This window comes from Rhizobium jaguaris, from assembly GCF_003627755.1.
Classification (GTDB): domain Bacteria; phylum Pseudomonadota; class Alphaproteobacteria; order Rhizobiales; family Rhizobiaceae; genus Rhizobium; species Rhizobium jaguaris.
In genome coordinates, this window is record NZ_CP032694.1 from 860,654 (window position 1) to 886,575 (window position 25,922).

A 25,922-nucleotide genomic window follows, 5' to 3' on the forward strand; every position below is an offset into this window, starting at 1 on the left:
AGCTTTTGTTAACCTTACCGGGTAACTGATTTGCAGTATCTGCACAAAGCCCCGGTGTCCGACCCGTTTCGTTGGAACCGTCAGGGCTTTATCCAGCGACGGGCCGCGTTGGGATCACTCCCGCTGGCGGGCATGAAGCCGTTCGTTGCTGCCGGATCGGTCCGGCCTGCCGTTTCCCCATAGAATTACGGATTTTCCGATGACCAATGTGACGACGAACCCCGCCTCTTTGGCCGCGCTGACCGTATTGCGCGGCGTCAACAAAGATCTTGGTGTCGTGCAGGAACAGGTTTCGTCCGGCTATCGCGTCGAGAACGCGAGTGACAATCCGACCTATTGGTCGATGTCGAAGACGATGCAGTCGGACCAGAGCAACCTTTCCACCATCACCGACGCGCTTGGCCTTGGCTCCTCGAAGGTCGATACCGCCTCCACCGCCATGGATTCGGTCGTCAATCTCGTGACCCAGATTCAGGCCAAACTGGTTTCGGCCAAGGAGCCGGGCACCGACAAGACCGCGGTCAATGCGGACATTCAGCAGCTCAAGAACCAACTGCAGTCAGTCACGCAATCCGCGTCCTTCTCGGGCGAGAACTGGCTTTACAACACCAATGCGCAGCCCGATACCAAGCAATCCGTAATCAGCAATTTTACGCGTGGCTCGGGCGGCCAAGTTAATCTTGTGACGATCAATTACGACAGCTCGCAAACCCTGATGATCGACACCGCCGATGCGAGCCGCGGGCTGCTGACGAAGAACGTCGACGCCAGCACATTCGATACGTCGGGTGGAACGTCGGCCCCTCGCAATTACTATCTCCTGGCCGCCGATTCCGGGACGGCGCCGGCCGACGGTACCGAAATTTCCGTCTCCAACAGTACGACCGACGATCAGCTCACCGATATGATCAACGTCACGAACTCGATCCTGAAGCAGGTGACGTCAGCGGATTCGACGCTGGGCGTGATGAAATCCCGTATCGATGACCAGTCGAATTACATCTCAAAGCTCAGCGATGCCATCAAGACCAGTGTTGGCAATCTGGTCGATACCAATATGGAAGAGGCATCAGCACGCCAAACCGCGCTTCAGACGGCACAACAGATGGGCATTCAATCGCTGTCGATCGCCAACACCATGGCGAGCAAGGTGCTGATCCTCCTTCAAGGGAAATGAATTCCGTGATGGCGCGGTCAGGATGGCCGCTCCTGCCGCATTCATCCTCGCACAAGTTTGACCCCCTACGGTCCATCGTAATGGCATGGCTGCGCAATTTTCCGGTGACGTTCGGCGTCACGTCCAGAGAGCGTGGCCGCAGGACGGAAACCGGAAGCGTGATGATCGACGTTTTGAGCATTGGAATTCAAGGGACCTGTCGAGAAATCAGCTCGCGGCCTTCTGCGGAAGAAAACGGGAGGATGTCAGCATGAGCCCGACGCTATCCCGCTATCTCAAGGATTTCAGCGCCGAGCCTCCGCCTCAGTCTCCCGGCATACCGGATATGCCGTTCGAAGAGACTTTGGATTTTCCGGAAAGTCCGGTGGCGCCTTCGATCGATATCGAGGCGGAGCGCCGCGAGGCCTATGCGCAAGGGCACGAAGCAGCAACGCAGGAATTGACGCAAAGGCATCAGGCGGAACTGGATACGATCGCCACAACTCATCGAGGCGAGATGGAGGCATTGCGCGCCCGCTATGAGGAGCGTGCCGCCGAGAAGATTGCCGCCGGATTGCGAGAACTTGCCACGGTACTCGGACAGGCGATCAGCGCGGAGGCGGCCGCAGCACTTGCGCCCGTCATGACGGAAGCGCTGACGGCCAAGGCCGTCGCCGATCTCGCGGAACGCGTGACGGCGGCGATTCTCGACGGTGCGGCCGGCCCGATCACGGTCAGCAGTCCCCGTCATCTCTTCGAGATGCTTCATACGCATATCGGTCAGAACGGCGTTTTGCTGCGCCATGTCGAAGCTCGCGACGTCGATCTCACCGTGACCATCGGAGAGAGTGTTCTCGTGACCCGTATGTCCGCCTGGGCCGCTAGTCTGAAAGAGATTCTGAAATGAGCGACGGCGATCAAAATCAAGGCAAACACGAGATCATCATCGTCAAGCGGCATGGCGGCGGTGACCATGAAGGCGGTCATGGCGGCGCATGGAAGATCGCCTATGCCGATTTCATGACGGCAATGATGGCCTTCTTTCTGGTGATGTGGCTGGTGAACGCCGCAAACGAAGAGACGAAGGCGTCGGTCGCCTCCTATTTCAATCCGATCAAGCTCGCCGATGAAAAGCCGACGGAGAAGGGGCTGAAGAAGCCAGTCGATCAGGCCGACGGGCAAAAGAACCAGGCGAAGTCGAAGAACAAGGAAGACAATCCGAACGACGGCAAGTCCGCCAAGACCGGTGAGGACCAGACCTCGACTTCGGGCGACCAGACCAACTATTCCGAAGCCGATTTCTTCGAAAATCCCTATTCGGTTCTGGCTGAGATCGCCCAGCAGGTCGGTCAGCAAGCCAATGTCAGCGCCAAGGGTGAGGGGGGCGCAGCCCAGTCGGGTCCCGCGACAGGCGCGGATGGCGGTCAAGCCTATCGCGATCCCTTCGATCCCGATTTCTGGACGAAGCAGGTTCAAGTTTCCAGTGCCTCGAAGAAGGCGGACGAAGAACAGTCCGCGAAATCAGACAAGTCGCCGAAGGGCGAGGTGATTGCGCTCTCCAAAGCGACTGCCGCCGATTCCGGTCAGCCGGCCACCCAACAGCAGACGCCGGAAGAGCAGCCGACTCTGAGCGATCAGCAGTCGTCGGCGGACCAGCAGACCCCAGGCAAGGAACAGCAGGGCAAACAGGCTGCAAAGCAGGCGCCAAACCAGCAGGTTGCCAGCGCTGCTGCCGAGCAAGGTGATGCTTCGACAGTCGAAGAGAGCGCCGTCGCGGCGCAGAACAAAGACGTTGCGCCGACGAAAGATCAGCAGCAGGACGCCAAGGATCTGCAGCAGGCGATCCAGCAGCAGATCAGCGGTGTTGCCGGTCAGCTCGCCGAAGGCCTTCAGGTCACGCCGGCCGAGGGCGGTCTTCTCGTAACGATTTCGGATCAGTCCAATGACCCGATGTTCAACATCGGATCGGCAGTTCCGCGCCAGGAGATGGTGCTGGCGATGGCGAAGATCGGCAAGGTCCTTGCGGACCGCAAGGGGTCTATCCTGATCCGCGGTCACACCGATGGGCGTCCCTATATGGTGGATGGCCACAACGACAATTGGCGCCTGTCGCTCGACCGCGCCCAGAGCGCCTATTACATGCTCACCAATGGCGGGTTGGACGAGAAACGGATTGCACAGGTTTCCGGCTTCGCGGACCGTAGGCTGAAACTGCCAAATGATCCTTTCAATGATGCCAACCGCCGCATCGAGATCCTGATTCAAGGCGCTTCGAGCCAGGCCGTCAAGAATCAGACCGACGGCAGCGACCAGGACCCGATCAAGCCCGTCCAGGGTAAGCCAAGCCAGGGCAAGCAAAATCAGGGTAAACAGGGCCAAGGCAAGTCGAGCCAAGGCAAACAAGGATAGTCCATGGCGCGCATTCAGCATCGTCATAGCCTCGCGCTCGCTTTGACCCTCGGCATTTTCATGCCGGGGATCGTTCGTGCCGAGGGTCCGGACAATCTGCCGCCCTATAAGATGCTGCGCTCGCTCGAATTCATTCAGGATTCCGTGGTGGCGGGCGATAGCTCGGCAGGCGAGATGCAGCGTTTCATGCTGTCGACCATCGACGAACGCCTGCGCACCGCCGACAAATCCGTCTTCGATGATAGCCGCAATGTCGATGCCGCGCTGATCTATGCGATGAGCGGCGGCAATCCGGCAACGCTGGAATATCTGATGTCGCGCGACATCAACGGCAATTTCGACAATCGCGTCGCCGATGTTCTGAGGAAATATTTGAACGGCAAGGGGCTGTTGGTGGTCAACACGCTCGCCGATATCGCCAAGGAATATCGCGACAAGAAGATCGGCCCCTATCTCTCGTTGGTTGCCGCCAACGTCATGTCCGCCAAGAACCCGAAGGCGGCCCTGCAGCTTTACGACTGGGCGCGCTTGGCGTCGCCGGGCACCATCGTTGAGGAATCGGCCCTGCGTCGCTCCCTTGCTTTGTGCGCCGACGCCGGGATGGTGCCGCTAGGTCTCAGCTATGCGGAGCGCTATACGAGGCGCTTCCTGCATTCCCCCTATGCCAGCCAATTCGCCGACCTCTTCGTGCAGCTCGTTGTCGATCATGACGCTGATGTCAAGCAACAGGATATTATCGACATCTTGTCCTTCATGGACCCGCCACGGCAAAGGGAGATCTATCTGCGTATGGCGCGCCGTGCCGCCATCGCCGGCAAGGCTGATCTCGCTGCACTCGCTTCTGGCCGCGCCCAGGCGATCTCCAACGACGGCGGCGATGCATTTGGCGCGCTGGCGAGTTTCTATGGCGGTGTTGCCGGCGTGTCGACGCCCGATTTGGGGGCGGCGGTCCGCAACATAGACCAGATGCCAGCCGGTGAATTGAACCAGCAGGATCGTGCCTTGCGCGAGGCCGCCAAGGCGGTGGCGGATGAGATCGTGCGCGCGCCGGATCCGGCAAGCCTGACGCAAGTCTCACCCCTTAATCTGCCTAATCAAGAAAGTACTGAACACGATGCTGCTGTGACGAACCAACCTGGGGGCCAGTCCCCTGGCACGGCGGGTGTTGAGGAGGGAGCCACCGCAAAGGCGGCCCACACCCCGGAGGAAGGGAGGCAGGAGGCCGACTCTTCATTCAATGCATTCGTCACGACGAGCCGCTCGAAGCTTGATGCCATCGACGGCCTGTTGAAGCAGGAAAGTCATTGATCATGATGGACATCGGTATCTCCAGTGCCCCGCCCGGGGCCGATCTGGTTGCTATTGGCAAAGGCGGGCGTTCGGCCAGGCAGGATGACAGTGACGGCAAAGGGTTTCTCGACGCGCTGACCAGCTCGCACGGCAATGGGCGCAAGTCCGACTCTACCGCCAAAGGCAATGCGGACACAACCAACACGGCGACCGGAACTGATAACAATACCGGTGCGGATGCGGTGAAAAGTTCGGCGGGCGATCCGTCGGCGGTTGCTTCGGCAGGGGGGGGCAGCACCAACGGCGGAGCCGACGTGATCGATCCGTCCGCAACGAATCTCGGTGAACTGGCCACGGGCGCCAAACAGACCGGAGGCGCCAAGTTCCCGCAGGGAACGGGCGCGACAAATCTTTCAAAATCGCTGATGGGCCTTCAGAATCCGGCCTCCGTAGATACGGCATCTGGCGACAAGGCCCAGCCGACCGATGCCGCCGGCAATACGGATGAGACCCAAGTCCAGGGCAAGGCTCAAACTTCGGGTCAGCTCGATAATATCGCCCAGCAACTGGCGGACGCGATCGCTGGCGATCAGCCCGTGCAGAATGATGGCGACGGCAAGACGCAGGCGCCGGCAGTCAAGAACGGAAAGTCTGCATCCGCCACCGATGATGGTAAGTCATCGGTGACGCAGAGCGCCCAAGCCGGCGGTGCGGCGTCGGATGCGCTGTCGCTTCTGAATGTCCCGCAGGTAGCCGCCGCGGTCGCGGGTGCGCCGCAGAGCGTTACGACTGTGTTTGCTGGTGCTGACGGCAAGACGCAGGCGGAGCCGGATCAGTCTTTGCCGAAGCTGGCCGATGCAGCGCTGAAGGACACGTCGGCGAACGCCACGGACGCCAGCACGGCAGCTTCCGGCTCTGGCGACAATAGTACCGCAGCGCAGACCTTTCGGTTGGTTCGCGCCGACGGGCGCGGCGGTTCGCTCGATATGTCGATCAGCAAAGGTAAAGACGATACGGCACAGGTCGACGTCAAGGCATCTGGCAGCGGCAGCGCGGAGACTGTCACCGTGCTTGATTCCCGCCGCTACCTCGGTCTTGCGGCCAATTCCAACACGGCGCTGGTTACCGGCGCCCTTGCGGGAGACCAAGAATGGTCCGGCGCGATGCAGCCGGGTTCCACACTCGCCAATGCAGCGAGCTGGACAAGCACCGGCAAGGTCGTCAACACGCTTAAGATCCAGTTGCACCCCAACGATCTCGGCGAGGTCACCGCCACCATGCGGCTTTCGGGCGATCAGTTGAGTGTCGATCTCAAAGTGCAGACCGGAGAGGCCTATCGGCAGCTCCACGCCGATCAGAGCCATATGATCGATGCGTTGCGTGCCCAAGGGTATCAGGTCGATTCCATCACCGTAACCCTGGCCTCGAGCGCGGATCAGCAATCGGATAGCGGCAGGCAATCCGGCTTTCAGGGGCAGTCCCAACAGCAATCCCTATTGAATCAGGGGCAGGGTGGGGACGCGCGACCAAAGGGGCAGAGCTATTCAGGGCAGCAGGCAAATGGCAATGACGGTAATCGCAGCTCGGGCGAACGCGGCACGGAAGATGGCGCTGCTGGCAGTGCTCAGCGCCTGCGCTCTGGCGACGTTTACCTCTGACACCCTTGCTTTTGTAAATGGAGCTCCGCCGAATACCGGTGCCGCCGGCCTTTGCGAGCGCGAGATCCAGTCTGCAGCAGCAAAATACGGGATACCGGAGGGCATCCTGTATTCGGTCGGTTTGACGGAGACCGGGCGCAAGGGCTCGCTCTATCCCTATGCTCTCAATATCGAAGGCAGGCCGGTTTTTCCGCCTTCGGAAAACGCTGCCTTGCAGACCTTCGTCATGGCGAAGCAGAGCGGGGCGAAGCTGATCGACATCGGTTGTATGCAGATCAACCAGTATTTTCACGGTGAAAATTTCGCCTCCGTTGCCGATATGTTCGACCCGCACCGCAATGTCGAATACGCCGCCAAGTTCCTCCGCGACCTCCATGACAGGCATGAGACCTGGACAATGGCGGTAGCAAGATACCACGCAGGCCCGAACAATAACCCCGAACAGAAGGTCTATGTCTGCCGGGTTATCGCCAATCTGGTCGCCACCGGATACGGAAAATGGACGCCCAACGCGGCGACTTTCTGCCAGAATTGAACCAACCAAAAGTTGTATATTGCTTTGTGTGCGTCGTTGCTAACCTTTTTGGCACGGTTGACAACATTCAAATTGCCTGAATTACATATATTAATAATATACTAACTAACTACTTTTTTATCGGTGTGAAACGAAGGGTACCCACTATATCTAGTGCAAATCGCCCCCCATTTCTTAATCAATTGTTAATTCCCGTCACTCATTTCCTTCAGTTGTTCGTGATTCGCCCGATTCGTACCCATAGTCCATCGAAACACCACACTGATTCGGAGGCGGACGAATGATCGTAGTGGTTGATGAGCGTGAGCTCGTTAAGGACGGCTATACTTCTCTCTTTGGACGCGAGGGCATCCCGTCGACGGGATTCGACCCCCGGGAATTCGGCGAATGGGTCACAACTGCTGCGGACGGCGATATCGCCGCGGTCGAAGCATTTCTGATCGGACAGGGACAGCATGTGCACGAATTGCCTCGGGCGATTCGCGACCGCTCGGTGGCCCCGGTCATTGCCGTCAGTGATCAGCCCTCGTTGGAATCGACGCTGGCGCTCTTCGACTGCGGCGTCGACGATGTCGTGCGTAAGCCGGTACATCCGCGTGAGATCCTGGCACGGGCGGCTGCGATCCGCCGCAGGCTGAAGGCGATCACCAGCTACACCGACATCGGTCCGATTCGCGTCTTCGCCGATGGCCGTGACCCGGAGATCAACGGCGATGTCTTCGCCCTGCCACGGCGTGAACGGCGCATCCTGGAATATTTGATTGCCAACCGTGGTCGCCGGGTCACCAAGACGCAGATCTTCAATGCGATCTATGGCATCTTCGACGAAGAAGTCGAAGAGAACGTCGTCGAAAGCCATATTTCCAAGCTGCGCAAGAAGTTGCGCAAGAAGCTCGGCTTCGACCCGGTCGATTCCAAGCGCTTCCTTGGCTACTGCATCGATTGGAATTGATGCTTCAATCGGGATTTGGCGTAACGACGCTTGAACCCCGCGTGTAATTCCCTCCCCAGAATTCCTCCCAATTCCCCAGGATTATACGCGGGACCGAACATCGATCGCGGTGTTCGGATGCGAAGGTGCGCCGATTCTTGCCGTTACTGCGACCCTTGTGCGCTCCTATGGGCGCGTCGCAGCAATCTCCGAAAAGCTGCTTCATGACGATCGGCTTTTCCTCTTTTCAGACAGCTTCACGCAAGGCCCACTCCCTACTCTCAGCCTTACGAGGAAAACGAGGATTCCAGATGAGCATTTTCGGCAGCATGAAAACCGCGGTTTCAGGGATGAACGCCCAAGCGAACCGTTTGGGCACCGTTTCTGACAACATCGCCAATGCCAACACCACCGGCTACAAGGAAGCGTCGACGAGCTTTTCCTCTCTCGTTCTGCCCTCCTCGGCCGGCAGCTACAGTTCCGGCGGCGTCGAAACGTCGGTCCACTATGCGATCTCGCAGCAGGGCAACATCTCCTACACGACCTCGAGCAACGACCTCGCAATCCAGGGCAACGGCTTCTTCGTCGTCCAGAGCTCGTCCGGACAAACGTTTCTGAGCCGCTCCGGCGACTTTTCGCCAGACCCTTCGGGCAACCTTGTGAATTCTGCCGGTTTCACGCTGATGGGCTATCCTTATGGCTCAGGGGCGCCGTCTGTGGTCGTCAACGGCTTCAGCGGCCTGGTGCCGATCAATGTCAGCCAGAACGGGGTGACCGCGATTGCGTCGACGACCGGTCACATGGAAGGCAACCTCAATTCCAACGCCGCTATCGCGACCGGTAACTTGCCAGCCTCCAATACGGCACCGGTAACCGGCGACACGAGCAAGAGCTCGATCACCGGTTATGACCCCCAGGGCAATGCCGTTACCTTCGACGTTTACTACACCAAGACGGCGGACAACACGTGGGACGTGTCGGTCTACAATCACGCCGATGCGGCTACGGGCGACACTCCGTTCCCTTATGGCGGCGATGGCCTGGTCGGCAGCACCACGCTGACCTTTGATGCGAACGGTAAGCAAGACTCGTCTTCAGCCCCTTCCTTCGATATTGCCCTCGGGTCCGGACAAACCATCTCGATGGATTTCTCGGGCTTCACCCAGGTCGCCACCTCCTTTAACGCAACGGGCAGCATGAACGGCCAGGCTCCCAATCCGGTGACGAGCGTCACGATCGGCAAGGACGGGACGGTCAATGCTGTCTACAAGGACAGCTCTACCAAGCCCCTCTACCGTATCCCGCTCGCCACGGTGGCAAGCCCCGACAATCTGACAGTCGAAAGCGGCAATGTCTATTCGGCCAATGGTAACTCGGGCGTTACGGTTACCGGCTTTCCGCAAACTGGTGGCTTCGGCTACATCCAGTCGGGCGCGCTGGAAGAATCCAACGTCGACCTTGCGACCGAACTGACGAACATGATCGAGGCGCAGAAGAGCTACACCGCGAACTCCAAGGTGTTCCAGGCCGGCTCCGAGCTTCTGGACGTTCTCGTCAACCTGCAACGTTAATCAGTACGATAGGGTACCGGGCCAGCCATGTCGCTCACCACAGCACTCAATAACGCGCAAGCGATATTCAACAATACCGGCACGCAGAGCAGTGTCGTATCGAACAATATCGCCAATGCCGGCAACGCGGATTATACCCGTCGCCAGGCGATGTTGACGACCGACATGACTGGCGCGCAGGTCGTAAAGATCGCCCGCGCCGACGAGCCTTCCTTGCAGAAAGCGTTCCTGGGCAGCACGTCCGACGATGCTGCTCAGCAACGCCTGCTGAAGGGTTATGAGGATATTCAATCCGGAACGATCGGTGGCAACAACAACGAGATCGCGCCGGCCACCTACCTTGCCGCCCTGCAAACGGCAATGCAGACCTATGCCGGTTCGCCGTCCAGCACCACTGCGGCGCAATCGGCCATCAACGCCGCTCAGGATCTCTCAAACTCGCTGAACAATGCCACCACGGCCGTAAACGGAATACGCACCGACGCCGACAAGGAAATCAGCTCGGACGTCGACTCGCTGAACAGCTTGCTGCAGCAGTTCCAGCAGGTGAACGATGCGGTCAAGACCGCGACTGCGACCGCCGGTCCCACGTCCTCTGCGCTGTCGGATGCGATGGACCAACGCGACGCGGTCCTGAAGCAGATTTCGCAGATCGTCGGCGTCACCACCGTAACACGGCCGAACGGCGACATGGCGCTCTATACCAGCGGTGGCGCGACACTGTTCGAAACGATACCGCGCCAGGTGACCTTCACGCCGACGAATTCCTACACGGACGGCACCGTCGGCAACAATGTTTATATCGACGGTGTTGCGCTCGACCCTGGCCAGGGCGCGAACACAACGGCGCAGGGCAGTCTTCAGGCGGCACTTCAGGTCCGCGACGATGTTGCTCCGACCTATCAGAAGCAGCTCGATGAGATCGCGCGCGGCCTCGTGACGATGTTTTCGGAGAAGAGCAGCGATCCCAGCAAGCCGACCCTGCCCGGTCTCTTCAACTGGAGCGGCGGTACCGTGCCGACCGATTCCACTGCCGTCGCCGGAATGGCCGGTACGATTGCGGTCAATCCGAAGCTGATCACATCACAGGGCGGTGATCCCACGCTCCTGCGCGACGGCGGCATTAACAACGACCCTTCAGGCACTCCTCCCGACACGAGCTACACCGTCAATACCAGCGGTGACAGCGGCTACTCCGACCTGCTTGATTCCTACGTGACCGGCATGGACGCGAAGATGGACTTCGACCCCAATGCGGGCTCGGACACCAACGCCAGCATCATGAACTATGCGTCCGATTCCATCGGCTGGCTGGAAGGTCAGCGCAGCTCGGCGAATACCGCAGCGGAAAATACCTCCGCAGCACTGTCGCGTTCATCGGAAGTCTATTCAAACCAGACCGGCGTCAATCTCGACGAAGAGCTGACCCTGATGATGGACATCGAGCAGTCCTACAAGGCGGGAACGAAGATCTTGAACGCCGTCAACCAGATGCTTCAATCGGTACTGGATATTGCGAGCTAAGCCATGAAACTTTCCTTCATTTCGAGTACGGCCATTCAGAACGCTATGCGCCAGACGATTCGTCAGGCGCAGAATGAGATGACGGATTCTTCGACCGAGGCGACGACTGGCGTCTATGCCGATATCGGCGTCGCGTTGGGCGGCAACACCGCGCTCAGCGTCAATCTCACGCGGGAAGTGACGCGCATCGATTCCCTGATCAGCAGCAACTCGATCGCCGACCAGCGCATGTCGTCATCCCAGACGGCTCTGGGCGACATGACGTCCCAAGCGCAAAAGCTGATGGATCAACTGGTGGCGCTGCGCGGCAATACCGATGGCAGCAGCCTGTCGCTGACGCAGCAGACGGCAAGCGCGACACTGTCGAGCTTCGTCTCCGATGCCAATACCATGGTCAACGGCGAATACCTGTTCGCCGGCACCAATACAGACGTGCAGCCGATGAGCGATAATTCGGCGGCGGCGAAGACAACGATTCAAAATGACCTGAACACATACGCAGCTTCGCTTTACCCAACTGCGAGCTCACCGTCGGCAGCCGTAAGTCAGCTGACGGGCGCCCAGATGACGGATTTCATTACCACCCAGGTCGAGCCGATGTTCACGTCAGGCACCGGTTCGGACGACTGGTCGAACTGGTCGGCTGCTTCGGGTCAGAACATGTCGAGCCGCATCAGCAATTCGGAAGTGATCGATTCCTCCACCAATGCCAATGAACCGGGCATGCGCTCTCTGGCGCTCGCAACGACTGTCATCAATTCGTTGATGGATTCGAGTTTGAACCTGAGCCAGGATGCGTTGAACGCGGTCAACGACCAAGCCACCAGCTATACGCGTCAGGCGATCGACGGGATCAACAATCAGTCGAGCCAGCTCGGCCTGTCGCAATCGCGTCTCACCGATGCGAACACATCGCTGAACGCACAGAAAGACATCATTAACACTAATATCAGTGATCTTACCGGGGTCGATCCTTATGCGGCTTCGACCAAGGTCAACAGCCTCCAAACTCAGCTCGAGACAGCCTATACTATCGTCTCTAAGATACAACAACTGAGCCTTGTAAATTACCTTTGATGATCAAAGGGATGTAATGACCAGGAAGGATGCATGAATGTATCAGTTCTCATATGCGGAAGTCATGCAGGATGCAGTGGCCGACGCCAAGGAGCGAGAACGTCAAGTTCTGGACCGGTCGATAGCTCTTCTCTCCGCGGCTCGTGACAAGGGGAAGTACGGCCGCGAAGCGATCGAGGCGCTGTTCTACACACGACGTGTCTGGATCAGCTTCATCGAGGATCTGAAAAGTCCAGAGAACCAACTTAATGTCGAACTGCGTGCCAATCTAATCTCGATCGCAATCTGGATCCTGAAGGAATGCGACCGGATCCGGAGGCGGCAGTCGGAAAATTATCAAGGCATCATCGATGTCACCACCATCATCAGGGATGGACTTAAATGAAAAGTACGCTTCGCATATCGCTTAAAGCCGGGGAAAGAATTTTTATCAACGGGGCCGTGCTGCGCGTTGACCGCAAGGTTGCCCTGGAATTCCTGAATGATGTGACCTTCCTGCTCGAGAACCACGTTCTCCAGCCGGAAGATGCGACGACGCCTCTGCGCCAGCTCTATTTCATTGCGCAGATGATCCTTATCAATCCGGAAGGCAAGGAACAATCGACGGCGATGTTCCGCAAGTCGATCGTCATGCTGCTCTCATGCTTCCATAATGAGGAAGTGCTGGCTGAGCTGAAGCGCATCGACGGCCTCGTCGCGACCGGCCGCGCCTTCGACGCGCTGAAGGCGATCCGCGGGCTATATCCGGTCGAGGATAACATCCTGAACAACCAGGAAATGCCGGCTGCGACGATCGAGCATATTCGCCGGGAGATCGCACCGTGGCGGTAGATCCGGTCAGTCAGATCAACAGCAATAATAGCAGCTCGAGCAGCAGCTCCAGTAGCGCTGCTGCTGCGCAGCAGAGCGCCAGCCTGAACTACAACGATTTTCTGCAGCTCCTCATCGCCCAGATGAAGACGCAGGACCCGACCAGCCCGATGGATGCCACCCAGCAGATTTCGCAGCTGGCCAGCTTCTCCCAGGTCGAACAGCAGATCCAGACGAACTCACACCTGGAAACGGTGCTGCAGAACCAATGGATTTCGAATGCGTCCAATTATATCGGCAAGCAGATCATGAGCGCCGACGGCACGGTGACCGGCACCGTCAAGGAAGTTACCGTCTATTCTGACGGTATCATCGCGCAAACCGACGCAGGCGACAAAGTCCTCCTGCAGGCCGGCGTTACGGTTGCTCCCGCTGGCACGACGATTGATAAGCCGTCGTCGACGGATAATAGTAGCAGCAGCGATTCGTCTGGCACGAACTCAACCAGCGGCTCATGAGGAGCCGGCTGAACTAAAGGATGAGGATATCATGAACGAAGCCGACGCATTGGATATCTTCCAGGCGGCGATCTGGACGGTCCTCGTCTCTTCCGGCCCGGCCGTTCTTGCCGCGATGGTGGTCGGCCTGGTCATCGCCTTGATTCAGGCGTTGACCCAGGTGCAGGAGGCCACATTGACCTTCGTGCCGAAGATCGTCGCGGTCATGGTAACCATCGGCATCACGGCGCCCTTCGTCGGCTCGCAGATTTCGATCTTCACCAACCTCGTCTTCTCCCGAATCCAATCGGGGTTCTAGAGCATGTCGCGCAAAAGTGCGCCGCGGTTTTGCGATGACGACATGCGCAAGTTAAGAGCCTGGCGATCAGCGCGAGGCCATTCTCGCGCAAGCTTCGCCTCTTAATGATCTGACCGAATAGGGCAAACGGGTCAGCCGCTTGCCCCCTCTCATGAAGAGACGGAACCGGTCGATGGCGCAACCACCCGCATTAGCACTTCCCAAAGCCAATCCCAGCATTCGTGATATCGGGTTTGCCCTCGGTATCATGGTCATCCTTTGCGTGCTGTTCCTGCCGATCCCGCCATTCCTCATCGACATGGGTCTGGCCTTTTCGATCGCGCTCTCGGTGCTGATCCTGATGGTGGCGCTGTGGATCAAGAAGCCGCTGGAATTCTCATCCTTTCCGACCATCCTCCTGATCGCCACCATGACGCGCCTGTCGCTGAACATTGCGACGACGCGCGTCATCCTCTCGCACGGCTATGAGGGACACGATGCGGCGGGCGGCGTGATTGCGGGTTTCTCCAGCCTGGTGATGTCCGGCGATTTCGTCATCGGTCTGATCGTCTTCATGATCCTGATCACCATCAATTTCATCGTCATCACCAAGGGTGCGACGCGCATCGCCGAAGTCGGCGCACGTTTCACTCTCGATGCCATCCCCGGCAAGCAGATGGCGATCGACGCTGATCTCTCGGCGGGACTGATCGACGAAAAGGAAGCCCAGCGGCGGCGCAAGGAACTGGAGGAGGAAAGCTCCTTCTTCGGCGCGATGGACGGTGCCTCGAAATTCGTGCGCGGCGATGCCGTCGCCGGCCTGCTCATCACCTGTATCAACATCTTCGGCGGCATCATCATCGGTTATTTCCGCCACGGCATGCAGATCGGCCAGGCGGCTGACGTCTTCGTCAAGCTTTCGGTCGGTGACGGTCTGGTGTCGCAGATGCCGGCGCTCATCGTCTCGCTCGCTGCCGGCCTTCTCGTTTCGCGCGGCGGCACCGCCGGCTCCACTGACCAGGCCGTTATCAACCAGTTGAGCGGCTATCCGCGCGCGCTCGCCGTCGCCGCCATCCTCATGGGCATCCTGGCCATCATGCCGGGCATGCCGTTCATTCCCTTCCTCATTCTCGGCGGTCTGATGGCCGGCGGCGCCTGGTTCATTCCGCGGCAGGTCGAAGCTGAAAACAAGCTTCGTCGCGACGCTGAGGAAAAGAAGGTGATGCAGACGAAGGAAATGGAGAAGGATTCGGTCAAGTCGGTTCTGACGACCTCGGAAATCGAACTGGCGCTCGGCAAGATCGTCTCGACCCGGCTGCTCGGAGCGCATCAGGAACTGGCCTTCCGTGTCGGTAAGATGCGCAAGAAGTTCGCGACGCAATACGGTTTCGTCGTGCCGGAAATCAAGGTGACCGACGACATCGCCATTGCCGACAAATCCTATCAGATCCGCATTCACGGCACGACGGTCGCCTCCAATATTCTACGCGTCGGCGAAGTGCTCGTCGTCACCGGCTCGGGTCGTAAGCCGACCGTTCCGGGCGACGAGATCCGCGAGCCCGCCTTCGGCATGCCCGCCGTGTCTGTCCTCGAAGCCTTCACCGAGGATCTGAAGCGCGAAGGCTTCCAGCCGATCGACAATGTCTCCGTCGTGCTGACCCATATGAGCGAAGTGATCCGCAATAACCTGCCGGCGCTTCTCTCCTATAAGGACGTGAAGATCCTGATCGAGCGCCTCGATCCGGAATACAAGAAGCTCGCCGATGAGATCTGCTCGTCGCATATGTCCTACTCCGGCCTGCAGGCGGTGCTGAAGCTCCTGCTTGCCGAGCGCGTGTCGATCCGAAACCTGCATCTCATTCTGGAAGCAGTGGCCGAACTTGCGCCGCATGTGCGCAAGACGGAGCAAATTGTCGAACATGTTCGCGTGCGTATGGCGCAGCAGCTCTGCGGCGATCTCGCTGATAATGGCGTGCTGCGTGTTCTCCGCCTCGGCAGCAAGTGGGATCTCATTTTCCACCAGGCGCTGAAGCGTGACCAGAAGGGCGAGATCGTCGAGTTCGACATCGATCCGCGCAACCTGGAAGAATTCAGCGAGCAGGCGGGCAAAGTTATCCGTGAATACATGGATCGCGGCTTGCCCTTCGTGCTTGTCACATCGCCGGAAACGCGCTCCTATGTGCGCATGATCATCGAACGCCTGTTCGCGACTCTGCCGGTCTTGTCGCATGTGGAATTGGCCAAGGGGATCGAGATCAAGATTCTAGGTTCCATTTCATGATAACAGACCCCCAGGGCACCATTCTGGCGTTGTTTCTCGCCTTCTGCCGCATCGGCGGCTGCATCATGGTGCTACCGGGGTTTTCGTCAGGCCGGGTGCCGCAGCAGGTTCGGGTGCTGCTTGCGGCGGCGCTGTCGATGGCAATCCTGCCGCTGCTTTGGAACACCATCTATCCGCAAGTTTCCAAGAGCGGCGTTACCTATATCGGGCTGATCTTTACCGAAACGGTGATCGGCCTGATGTACGGCATGATGGCGCGGCTTTTTACGCTCGGGCTGCAATTCACCGGCTCGGTCATATCGATGCTGATTGGCTTCAATGCGCCGGGTGGCATGGACATCGTCGAAGAGTCGAACGAGACAGCGCTCACCAGTATGATCAGCTTCTGCGGGCTGATGATGCTGTTCATTTTGGATTTCCACCATTACGTCCTGCAGGCGCTGGTCGATTCCTATTCCGTCATTCCCTTCGGTGGCCATATCGAAGCGCGCGCCTCACTGGTGTCGGTGACGGACACGCTGCAGTCCACCTTTTTCATCATGCTGCGGTTGGCGAGCCCCTTTCTGCTCTACGGCTTGATGTTCCAGATTTCGATCGGCTTCATCAACAAGCTGGCGCCGCAGATCCCGATCTATTTCATCTCCACGCCTTACCAGCTGATGGGCGGCCTGTTCATGCTCTATCTCAGTATCGCGGCCATGATCAGCCAGTTCTCCGATGCCTTCCTCGGCGTCTTCAATGGGCATTAATGCATGTCGCGCAAAAGCGTGTCGCGGTTTTGCGAGAACGACATGCAAAAACAAGGAGCTAAAGCGTGGAAGCGAATCTGAAAGATCGCGACGAGCTTTAGCGGGGCAGGACAAGAGCCGTGGCAGAAAAAAGCCGGTCCGAAAAACTGAAGCGCCTCGTCGCCGTACAGCGCCATCTTGAGCGGATAGCGGAAAACGAACTCGCCGATACGACTCGCCAGCGCAACGAGGTCAGCCAGTCGATGGAAAAGCTGATCGATGCGATCAGCTCGGCCGATCCTGTGCATATGGCATTTTCGGTCCATTACGCCGAACGTTATGGCCGCCTGACGCTTAAGGATCAGCAGCTTGACGGCATCCAGAAGCTGATCGAGACGAAGGTGCTGCAAGAGCGCACCAAGGCGGATCGGTTGGAAGAGCATATGAGGGACGCTCGCGAGTTGGAAACGCGCGAGGCAGACGACAATGCCGTCTACGACATCATCGATCAGCGCTTCGCAGACGTTACGCCAGCCTCCAGCAAGGTTCAAAAACCATAATCATCACGATCTTAGAGCAGGATGGCGTCTCGTCGAATGGCCGCCTTGCTCTATCAGTTCGATTCGGCATGACCTCGCCCGATGGTTGCTTCACGCATCCCGGGATCATGCTTTAGTGAAAGGAAACGTGACGTGGCTATTTCGCCTCCGAGTGATTTGGTCCTGGATGTCGTCCAGGCCGCCAATCCAGCCGACGTGCAGGCGGCCCAGGAAAAGCTCGCGGCCAACAGGGCTGCCTTCGCCGCTACCAGCCTGGCGGAAAACGGCAATGGTTTCGCCTCGACCGTAGATGCGCTCAACAGCGCCGCAACGCGGGCCGGCCTGAGCAATGCCAACACGCATACCGCGCCGACCAAAGTTCCGCAGGTCTATCACAAGTTCGAAGCCATGGTGCTGCAGAATTTCGTGAAGAACATGCTGCCGAATAGCGAAACACTCTATGGCAAGGGCTCTGCCGGCGAAATCTGGAAGGGCATGATGGCCGAGCAGCTCGGCAACTCCCTCGCCAAGAATGGCGGCGTAGGCATTGCCGAGAAAATGTATCAGGAACAAGTTTCCAAGATGCGCAACACCGGCGCCATCAACTCGGCGACCAATGAGAACGATAAGAAGATGGCCTTGAGCGCAATCGCCGATTTCCAGCGAAAGACACTTGCCGCGTCCGATACCAATGGTGACAGCGATACGACGGTCACCAATCAAGACACACTGACGTCCAAGAAAGTATAAGCGGGGGGAAGACATGGAAGTAATTTCGAACGACTACCGGATCAAGACGGTCCTTGGCCGCCTGGAGATGATCATCGACAACGAGAACAACCGGATCGGCACCGACCCGGAATTCGATCTCAAGGTGTCGAATGCTAATAAGAGCCGCTGCCTCTACGAGTTGTCGATGCTGTTTCGCGATACCAATCCGGCTGAACTCGCCGTCACCCATATTGAGCAATTGCACGGACTGAAGAAGAAGCTGGTCTTGAACGCGCGCCGCGTCGAAGCCCATCTCGAAGCCGTCCGTGCCGTCGCCGATATCCTAAAGAATGCGGTGCAGAATGCCGATGCAGACGGCACCTATTCGCAGGAGCAATTCCGCGTCCGTGAGGCCGGATGATCAAGCTCGTCATCACCGGCCTGTGGGTCTGCGCGGTAACACTGGCTTCGGTCTATTTTTCCGTGCAGATGGCGACGGCGCCCGCGACCAATCCCGACGACGCCAAGAAGGCGCAGCAGGAATACGTCAAGGGCGAATCGATCAACGTGCCCGTCATCGCCAACGGCCAGGTGAACGGCTACTTCATCACCCGCATCTCCTTCATGATGGAGAAGGGCAAGGCCGCTGAGCTGCAGACGCCGCTGACGGAATTGACGACGGATCAACTCTATTCGCTGCTGGTGGGCAACAAGACGATCGATATTGCCCACACGGCGAGCTTCGATGTTGCCGGTTTCCGCAACGACATCAAGAAGAAGATGAATGAACGCCTGGGCGGCGATTACGTCGCCGACGTGCTGGTCGAACAGCTCGACTACCTCTCCAAGGATGAGATCAACAACGGTGCCGGCTCCGGCAAGAAAACCGTCAAGCCCGTAAAGATCGTCCAGGGCGATCCGGCACCGGACGCGGAGCCGAAGCCGGCAAATTAGGCCTGTTGATGCCCGGTCATGGCCGCTCCGGTTATGGAGCGGCCTATCGCGTCTATCGCCCGCAACAGCCTTAGCAAATCCTTGCTTCCCTTTCGCAATTCCGATCGATTCTCCTAACGGAAGCTTGGGACGGCCTTGTTATAAGTACCTTCAGCGACGTTTCCGATGCCACCGAATGGACAGGCGGTGGAGGATCTGCGTCGAGAAATTTGCCGGTGTTGGGCGTGCGAAGCGTCCGGGGCAGGAGGTCTTGGGTGAAACAGGTCGCAAATTTTGCCGTGCTCGCTTCGCGTCGCATGATTTTCGATTTACCGGTCTGTGACCTCAATTGGGAAGATGCGCTGAACTTCATCAACCAGCTGGCATCGCTTCCTGTCGGCCAGACCGTCATTTCTTTCGTCAACGCCCACAACATGCTGCTGATGCTGCGTGACGGCGACTATCGCGATGTATTAGCGCAAAACCTTGTCCTGCCCGACGGTGTTGGCCTGGATATCGCCTCGCGTGCTGCTCACGGAATCTCCTTTCCGGCCAATTTGAACGGCACCGATTTCGTGCCGGCCCTGCTGACCTTCATGGAGCGGCCGAAGCGTATCGGTCTGATCGGCGGCCGCCGCGATGTTATTGAAAAGGCCGCGGAAAACTTCCGTGAGCATGCACCATGGCATGAGTTTATCGTCATTGCGGACGGTTATTTCGACAAGGCGAAAAGCGATCTGATCACCGCGGAAGTCAACCGCCAGAAGATCGATGTTCTGATCGTCGCAATGGGGACGCCGCTGCAGGAAAAATGGGTTGCCGAGCATATCGATGCGCAGCATGCACGGTTGGTGCTGACAGTTGGCGCGCTTTTCGATTTCGTCTCAGGCACGGTGCCGCGTGCTCCGGCTCTGGTGCGCGCATTGCGTTTCGAATGGATGTTCCGTCTGCTCCAGGAGCCGCGCAGGCTATGGCGGCGCTACATTCTCGGCGTGCCGCTCTTCTTCTACCAGGTCATCCGGCATCAGTTCGGCCGCAAGGAGCGCATGCTGCGCGCCGCCGAGCCACAGCCTACGCCTCTGCTGCAGCTTCCTTCGCGCGACAAGCTCGCCGGTTGATCGCTTATCACGGCGGCCCCGTTAACCTTTTCTTTGCCATGAAAATTTAGAGTGGGTTAACCATCTGCATCGGTCGTTGACCATGCGCGCGAGACAACCCGCATGTTCGAAAGCAAGGCGACGATCAGACCCCATTCCGACGATGCGGAAGCGTTCGACTCTCTCCGCGGAGCCGGACGCCATGCCTATTTCGATCGCGGCAAGGATGGCTATCTCGTTGCCGCCAATGTCCAGCTGAACGATCGCGAAGCCGCGAGCGATGCGGAATTGCTGGCCGTCATCCAAAAGATGCTGGACGGCGACCCCTATCCCGTCTCAGGGCGGAAAAAATCTGCGGCCGCCGGTGCCAACGAAGCTCAGCCGCTGCCCGATCGTATCCGCAGTATCCTGCAAAACCGCCCGATAGCGCCCGAAACGATCGTTGAGCGGCAGCCGGAGCCGACCGTCGATCAATCCTCCGCCTCGTCTCGCGTCGATGACACCGGGATTGAGCTTTCGCTTCCGGCCGATCTGTCGGCTGTTTCAGCGATTGCACATCTGCCCCGTCGTCGCTGGAGGTTCGGCTTCGGCTCCATTGCCTTCGTCGTCGCCGCCTCGCTGGCAGGCGCTTTCATGCCGGCAATGCTGGCGGCTCCGCCGCGTTATGTCTCTCACACCGCGCTGCGGATGGAAGGGCAGGGGAGCACGCGACAGACGCTTCTAGATGTCACCGCCAAACGCATCGTCGCGCCATCCTTGCTTTCCGATCTTGTTGCCAGGCTGAAACTCGACCGTGATCCGGAATTTACCGGCAATAAGGCCGGCGCGATCGGTGTTGCCATGGAATTGCTGTCCGGCAATGGCAACGCTTCCGACGCTCCCTCGCGTGCGCAGGCTGCCCTTCGTCGAGACATCACCGTCAACGTCGATGTGCCGAGCGGCACCTTGCATGTCACTGTTACGACAGCCGATCCCGCAAGATCGGCCGAGATCGCCAACCGTCTGGCCGATGCGGCTATCTACGACGCCATCGTCGCGCAAGGCGCGGGCCCAGCCGGCAAAAGCAGTCCTCATGTCGACCGGAGCCTCAAGGAGCTCGATCAAGCCAGGGCCGCACTGGCCAATTTCAAGGCGCAATACGGTGACGACAAGATCGAGGCGGCGCTGGATCTTCAGCAAAAACGTCAGCAATTGGATGGCGAGATCAAAGCCGCTGAAATTGCGGTACAAAGCGCAAAGGTCCGCGTCTCGGCCGCCAAATCCGCGACGCCTGCCAGTGTCGTGAGTGGCGCGCTGCCGGGGAATCTGTCGTCCGCCGGTCTGGATGATCTGCGCAGTCGCTATAGTGCCGCCAAGATCGTGCTGACCCAGCTCTCCACGCAGCTCGGACCGCGCCATCCCCGCCTGCTGGCACAGCAGGCGACGGTCGATGGCCTGGCCGCCGATATCCGCAACCAGCTTCAGCGTCTGGTCGCCAATAGCGATGCGAGCCTGAAAGTCTCACTTGAGAACCAGGCGGCGCTTACCGCGCGGCTGACCGCTCTCAGCCAGAGAAGCACCGATGTCGACATGGCCAGCCTTGGTCAGCTTCAGGACGATGTTGCAGCCGCACAGAGCCGTTATGAAGCCGATTCGCAAAGCGCCGAAACGCAGCCACCCGAAGTCAAAGTGCCGATCGCCGTTATCGCCCCTGCCGTCGCTGCCAAGGCGCCCCTCGACGACAATCTTGCGGGCCGCCAGACAGCCGGTTTCCTGATGGGCCTCGGCGCCGCGCTCTGCTTGGTTTTCCTTCGGAAATGGATGGGTGGCGCATTGCTTCCTGAGGATCAGACGGCCGAACGCATCGTAGCGCCCGAGCCGGTTTTCAGTCACGACCCCGAGCCGGCCCCGCAGCCGCGACCAATGCCGGTGCCGCAACCGCACTTCGACGCCGCTATTCCGGTTGCCAATGATCGTCCCATCGCCACCGAGGGGCTGACGCAGATCCAGCGCGAGCTGGCGCTGTTGCGTGCGAAAGTCGAGACCTATGCTTCGCGCCGGCAGACGGTGCGCGGCTGATCTCTCGGCCGATTTCTCCTTGCAATTACCGCTTTCAGACACCATAGGGCGTTGGCAGGCAAATCCGTCGGGCCGATGGCTTGTAGATTGCCGCCGAAACTATATCGGGAGATAGGCGTGACGACTGTGATCGATGGCAAGCGGGTGGCTGCTTCGGTAATTGATGCGGTGAAGACCGCGACCGCTGCGCTCGAAAGGGACACGGGCACGAAGACCGGACTGGCCGTCGTCATCGTCGGCGATGATCCGGCCAGCCACACCTATGTCAGCTCCAAGAGCCGCATGGCCAAGGAATGCGGCTTCAATTCCATCCAGCACACGTTGCCCGCCGAGACGACGCAGGATGAGCTGGCAAGGCTGGTGGCGTCGCTGAACGAGGACGCTGCCATTCATGGCATCCTGGTGCAATTGCCATTGCCGAAGCACCTGAATGCCGAAGCGATCATCCAGTCGATCCGGCCGGACAAGGACGTCGACGGCTTGAATGTCGTTAATGCCGGCAAGCTGGCGACCGGCGATCTCGACACCGGCCTGATCTCCTGCACGCCGGCCGGCGCCATGCTGCTGGTGCGCCGCATGCATGGCGAAGACCTGTCGGGTCTCACCGCCGTCGTCATCGGCCGCTCCAACCTCTTCGGCAAGCCGATGGCGCAGCTGCTGATTCATGCCAATGCGACCGTGACGACGGCGCATTCGCGCACGAAGGACTTGGCCGCCGTCGCCCGCGGCGCCGATATTCTGGTGGCCGCCGTCGGCCGGCCGGAAATGGTGAAAGCGGATTGGATCAAGCCCGGTGCGACCGTCATCGATGTCGGCATCAACCGCATCGCCGCGCCGGACAAGGGGGAGGGCAAAACTCGCCTTGTCGGCGATGTCGCCTTTACGGAAGCCGCGGAAGTTGCCGCCGTCATCACCCCGGTGCCGGGCGGCGTCGGCCCGATGACCATCGCCATGCTGATGGCCAATACCTCCATTGCCGCCCATCGTGCCGCCGGCAAGCCGGCGCCGAAGTTCTGACGTCGGAGCATGATCCCGAACCGAAGGACCGCACCGCGAAAAGCGTGAAGCGATTTTCGGATAGATCATGCCAATTAAATGCGTTAGTCGGCCGGCGCTACGCCGGTCGAGGCGCGCACGATCAGCTCGGCCTTCCAAAGCTCCTGCTTGGGAAAAGTTTCAAGTTGCTTGATTTCGCCGATCAACCGCTCTGCGACACGTACGCCGGCAGCGCGCAGCGATGAGCGCGTGGTCGTCAGCGGCACGGTGAAATTCTCAGGCTTCAACAGTGTCAGCACATCGTCATGCGCGATCAGCGAAATATCTTCGCCCAACTTCAGTTTCGCCTGGTTGATGGCGCGCACAGCGCCGAGCGCCAGCACGGTGCTGGAGCAGAGGATGGCGGTTGGCGGCTCATCGAGCTGCAGGATACGCTCCATCGCAAAGAGGCCCTGTTCATCGGTCATCGGTGTATGGCTGACATAGGTCTCGTCCAGCGTCAGACCGCGTTCGGCAAGTGCTGCGACCACACCGTTTTTTCGCCGGATGGCGAAATCGAGATAGATCGGTCCGTTCAGCAGCGCAAAACGTTTGTGGCCAAGCTGCAGCAGCAGTTTCGTGGCGTCGTAGAAGGCCGCCTCATTGTCGATATCGAGATAGGGGTAATCCGGCTCGGTCCCAAAGGACCGTCCATGCACCAGGAAAGGCATGGACAATGATTTCAGCATTTCGACGCGTGGATCATGGCCGCGCATGTAGGTAACGAACAAAGCGTCGACGTTGCCGCTGGCGGCAAGCCGCTTCAGCGCCCCGACTTCGTCATTCGGATCGGCCGGCGTCAGAACGAAATGGAAATCATGCCGCAACGCTTCTTCGCCAAGGCCGGTCAGGAACTCGCTGAAATGCACATCGGAGGGATGACCGGGCGCCGTCGGCATGACCAGGCCGATCGAGCCGGCCTTGCCGGTCGCCAGCCGTTGCGCCGCCTTGTTGGGACGATAACCCGTTTCCCGAACCGCTTTGAGCACTCGCTCGCGGGTTTCGCGATTGACCTCCGGATATCCGTTCAAAGCACGGCTGACAGTGGTCTGCGACAGGCCTAACATTTGCGATAGCTGCTTCAGATTCACGTGGCTCCGCTCCTCCATCTGCTCATTATCTGCGGCGCAATGGCGTCCTCCCGCCATGCGACTGGCTTCCAAAGCGCTTTTGACTATGTAGCAGGCAGTGCATTTGAAACAAGGCGGATTGCGAATGAAATACGTCTGATTGTGGAAATATTGATGCGCATTTCATGCTGCATTGCCAGATTTGGGTGTATATTAGCCGAATTCACAAATTCGCTTGACTTTGCTCTGCCCGCAATGGAATGAGTGAGTAGCCAAAGCGCTTTGAGAAATGGGCGCGCAGCATGTAAATCATGTTCGGGCTCGTGGGATTGATTTGGGAGGACAACCACATGAAGAAATTGTTTTTGATGACCGTTGCCGTTGCAGCCCTGACGGCCGGCACGGCACTGGCTGCTGATTTGAAGTTCCAGCCCGGCCAGGACTCCAAGTTCAACTGGAAGAGCTTTGACGATTTCAAGGCCGCCCATGGGGATTTGAAGGGCGAGACGCTGACCATCTTCGGTCCATGGCGCGGCGAAGACGAAGCGCTCTTTACCAGCGTTCTGAATTATTTTGTCGAAGCGACCGGGGTTAACGCCAAGTATTCGTCCTCGGAAAACTATGAGCAGCAGATCGTCATCGACACCCAGGCCGGTTCGCCGCCGAACGTCGCGATCCTGCCGCAACCGGGCCTGCTCGCCAACCTCGCCAGCAAGGGCTATCTGACGCCGCTCGGCGACGATCTCGCCAACTGGGTCAAGACGAACTACGGCGCTGGCGATAGCTGGGTAAGCTACGGCACCTATAAGGGCAAGGACGGCAAGGAGGCCTTCTACGCCTTCCCGTACAAGGCCGATCTGAAGTCGCTCGTCTGGTATGTGCCGGAAAATTTCGAAGAGGCCGGCTATAAGGTCCCGACGACCATGGAAGATCTGATCAAGCTTTCCGATCAGATCGTCAAGGATGGCGGCACTCCCTGGTGTATCGGTCTTGGCTCCGGTGGCGCGACCGGCTGGCCGGCGACCGACTGGGTCGAAGAGATGATGCTGCTCATGAACTCGCCGCAGGATTATGATCACTGGGTCGACAATACGCTGAAGTTCAACGATCCGAAGGTCGTCGCGGCCATCGAGGAATTCGGCAAGTTCGCGAAGAACCCGAAATATGTCGCCGGTGGCGTTGCATCAGTTGCGTCGACGGACTTCCGCGATAGCCCGAAGGGTCTCTTCACGGTTCCGCCGAAGTGCTACATGCACAAGCAGGCATCCTTCATTCCGTCCTTCTTCCCGGAAGGTACCAAGCTCGGCCAGGATGTGGATTTCTTCTACTTCCCGCCCTTTGCCTCGCATCCTGAACTCGGCAAGCCGGTCGAAGGTGCTGGCACGCTGGCAACGATTACCAAGGATTCGAAGGCTGCCCGCGCCTTCATCCAGTTCCTGCAGACGCCGATTGCCCAGGAAATCTGGATGGCGCAGTCCGGCTTCCTGACACCATACAAGGCCGTCAATACCGCCGCCTATGCCAACGATACCCTCCGTAAGGAAGGCGAGATCCTAACCACGGCCACCACCTTCCGCTTTGACGGTTCGGACCTGATGCCGGGCAAGATCGGCGCAGGCTCGTTCTGGACCGGCATGGTGGACTTCGTCGGCGGCAAGTCGGCTCAGGACTCCGCCGACGAAATCCAGAAGACGTGGGACTCCATCAAGTAATC

General features: G+C 58.9%; 25 protein-coding genes. 24 read left to right on the plus strand and 1 reads right to left on the minus strand.

What is annotated here, in order from left to right; all coding sequences use genetic code 11:
- Positions 1–199 precede the first annotated feature (199 nt).
- The 23 genes from CCGE525_RS04215 (at position 200) to CCGE525_RS04325 (ending at position 23,120) form a co-directional block, all read left to right on the plus strand.
- Positions 200–1,177: a flagellin N-terminal helical domain-containing protein gene (locus tag CCGE525_RS04215; protein ID WP_120703191.1), complete on the plus strand. Its 978-nt coding sequence runs from the start codon at positions 200–202 to the stop codon at positions 1,175–1,177.
- Between the two features lie 250 nt (positions 1,178–1,427).
- Complete coding sequence (locus tag CCGE525_RS04220; protein ID WP_120703192.1) at positions 1,428–2,063, plus strand: hypothetical protein; 636 nt, start codon at positions 1,428–1,430, stop codon at positions 2,061–2,063.
- Positions 2,060–3,565 (plus strand): MotB family protein, encoded by a 1,506-nt coding sequence (locus CCGE525_RS04225; protein ID WP_120703193.1) that lies wholly within the window; start codon positions 2,060–2,062, stop codon positions 3,563–3,565. Before CCGE525_RS04220 ends, CCGE525_RS04225 begins: the two co-directional genes overlap by 4 nt.
- 3 nt (positions 3,566–3,568) lie before the next feature.
- Positions 3,569–4,873: a chemotaxis protein MotC gene (gene motC, locus CCGE525_RS04230; RefSeq protein ID WP_120703194.1), complete on the plus strand. Its 1,305-nt coding sequence runs from the start codon at positions 3,569–3,571 to the stop codon at positions 4,871–4,873.
- Positions 4,874–4,875: 2 nt separating this feature from the next.
- The gene (locus CCGE525_RS04235) at positions 4,876–6,513 is read left to right on the plus strand and encodes a flagellar hook-length control protein FliK (protein WP_120703195.1); all 1,638 of its coding nucleotides are present in this window, start codon (positions 4,876–4,878) and stop codon (positions 6,511–6,513) included.
- Positions 6,461–7,048 (plus strand): transglycosylase SLT domain-containing protein, encoded by a 588-nt coding sequence (locus tag CCGE525_RS04240; protein ID WP_120703196.1) that lies wholly within the window; start codon positions 6,461–6,463, stop codon positions 7,046–7,048. The genes CCGE525_RS04235 and CCGE525_RS04240 overlap by 53 nt, the downstream gene beginning before the upstream one ends.
- Before the next feature lie 280 nt (positions 7,049–7,328).
- Positions 7,329–8,000, plus strand: a complete 672-nt coding sequence (gene rem / locus CCGE525_RS04245; protein WP_120703197.1) for a transcriptional activator Rem — start codon at positions 7,329–7,331, stop codon at positions 7,998–8,000.
- Between the two features lie 290 nt (positions 8,001–8,290).
- Entirely contained in the window at positions 8,291–9,550 is a 1,260-nt protein-coding gene (locus CCGE525_RS04250) for a flagellar hook protein FlgE (RefSeq protein WP_120703198.1), read from the plus strand.
- Positions 9,551–9,577: 27 nt separating this feature from the next.
- Positions 9,578–11,074 carry a flagellar hook-associated protein FlgK gene (gene flgK, locus CCGE525_RS04255; RefSeq protein WP_120703199.1) on the plus strand — a complete coding sequence of 499 codons (1,497 nt, stop codon included), beginning with the start codon at positions 9,578–9,580 and terminating at the stop codon, positions 11,072–11,074.
- Positions 11,075–11,077: 3 nt separating this feature from the next.
- Entirely contained in the window at positions 11,078–12,151 is a 1,074-nt protein-coding gene (locus CCGE525_RS04260; RefSeq protein WP_120703200.1) for a flagellar hook-associated family protein, read from the plus strand.
- 37 nt (positions 12,152–12,188) lie between these two features.
- Positions 12,189–12,536 carry a flagellar biosynthesis regulator FlaF gene (flaF, locus tag CCGE525_RS04265; protein ID WP_028751223.1) on the plus strand — a complete coding sequence of 116 codons (348 nt, stop codon included), beginning with the start codon at positions 12,189–12,191 and terminating at the stop codon, positions 12,534–12,536.
- Positions 12,533–12,982, plus strand: coding sequence for a flagellar biosynthesis repressor FlbT (gene flbT / locus CCGE525_RS04270; protein ID WP_120703201.1), 450 nt, complete (start codon positions 12,533–12,535; stop codon positions 12,980–12,982). The genes flaF and flbT overlap by 4 nt, the downstream gene beginning before the upstream one ends.
- Positions 12,973–13,479, plus strand: a complete 507-nt coding sequence (gene flgD / locus CCGE525_RS04275) for a flagellar hook assembly protein FlgD (RefSeq protein ID WP_120703202.1) — start codon at positions 12,973–12,975, stop codon at positions 13,477–13,479. Before flbT ends, flgD begins: the two co-directional genes overlap by 10 nt.
- Positions 13,480–13,510: 31 nt before the next feature.
- The gene (fliQ, locus tag CCGE525_RS04280) at positions 13,511–13,777 is read left to right on the plus strand and encodes a flagellar biosynthesis protein FliQ (RefSeq protein ID WP_120703203.1); all 267 of its coding nucleotides are present in this window, start codon (positions 13,511–13,513) and stop codon (positions 13,775–13,777) included.
- A 172-nt stretch (positions 13,778–13,949) separates the two neighbouring features.
- Complete coding sequence (gene flhA / locus CCGE525_RS04285) at positions 13,950–16,037, plus strand: flagellar biosynthesis protein FlhA (RefSeq protein ID WP_120703204.1); 2,088 nt, start codon at positions 13,950–13,952, stop codon at positions 16,035–16,037.
- Complete coding sequence (fliR, locus tag CCGE525_RS04290; protein WP_120703205.1) at positions 16,034–16,786, plus strand: flagellar biosynthetic protein FliR; 753 nt, start codon at positions 16,034–16,036, stop codon at positions 16,784–16,786. Before flhA ends, fliR begins: the two co-directional genes overlap by 4 nt.
- Positions 16,787–16,905: 119 nt before the next feature.
- Complete coding sequence (locus tag CCGE525_RS04295) at positions 16,906–17,325, plus strand: hypothetical protein (RefSeq protein WP_120703206.1); 420 nt, start codon at positions 16,906–16,908, stop codon at positions 17,323–17,325.
- Positions 17,326–17,457: 132 nt separating this feature from the next.
- On the plus strand, positions 17,458–18,054 hold the full coding sequence (locus CCGE525_RS04300) for a rod-binding protein (RefSeq protein WP_120703207.1): 597 nt from the start codon (positions 17,458–17,460) through the stop codon (positions 18,052–18,054).
- A 13-nt stretch (positions 18,055–18,067) separates the two neighbouring features.
- Entirely contained in the window at positions 18,068–18,436 is a 369-nt protein-coding gene (locus tag CCGE525_RS04305; protein ID WP_120703208.1) for a hypothetical protein, read from the plus strand.
- Positions 18,433–18,969, plus strand: a complete 537-nt coding sequence (locus CCGE525_RS04310; RefSeq protein ID WP_120703209.1) for a hypothetical protein — start codon at positions 18,433–18,435, stop codon at positions 18,967–18,969. Before CCGE525_RS04305 ends, CCGE525_RS04310 begins: the two co-directional genes overlap by 4 nt.
- Positions 18,970–19,223: 254 nt before the next feature.
- Entirely contained in the window at positions 19,224–20,066 is an 843-nt protein-coding gene (locus tag CCGE525_RS04315; protein WP_120703210.1) for a WecB/TagA/CpsF family glycosyltransferase, read from the plus strand.
- Between the two features lie 102 nt (positions 20,067–20,168).
- On the plus strand, positions 20,169–22,103 hold the full coding sequence (locus CCGE525_RS04320; RefSeq protein ID WP_120703211.1) for a GumC domain-containing protein: 1,935 nt from the start codon (positions 20,169–20,171) through the stop codon (positions 22,101–22,103).
- A 117-nt stretch (positions 22,104–22,220) separates the two neighbouring features.
- Positions 22,221–23,120 (plus strand): bifunctional methylenetetrahydrofolate dehydrogenase/methenyltetrahydrofolate cyclohydrolase, encoded by a 900-nt coding sequence (locus CCGE525_RS04325; protein ID WP_120703212.1) that lies wholly within the window; start codon positions 22,221–22,223, stop codon positions 23,118–23,120.
- Positions 23,121–23,203: 83 nt separating this feature from the next.
- Here CCGE525_RS04325 and CCGE525_RS04330 read toward each other — a convergent pair whose 3' ends face one another.
- Positions 23,204–24,229 (minus strand): substrate-binding domain-containing protein, encoded by a 1,026-nt coding sequence (locus tag CCGE525_RS04330; protein WP_120706241.1) that lies wholly within the window; start codon positions 24,227–24,229, stop codon positions 23,204–23,206.
- 329 nt (positions 24,230–24,558) lie between these two features.
- On the opposite strand from CCGE525_RS04330, the gene CCGE525_RS04335 reads away from it, so the two are divergent.
- Positions 24,559–25,920 carry an ABC transporter substrate-binding protein gene (locus CCGE525_RS04335; RefSeq protein ID WP_120706242.1) on the plus strand — a complete coding sequence of 454 codons (1,362 nt, stop codon included), beginning with the start codon at positions 24,559–24,561 and terminating at the stop codon, positions 25,918–25,920.
- The last annotated feature ends 2 nt before the right edge of the window (positions 25,921–25,922 follow it).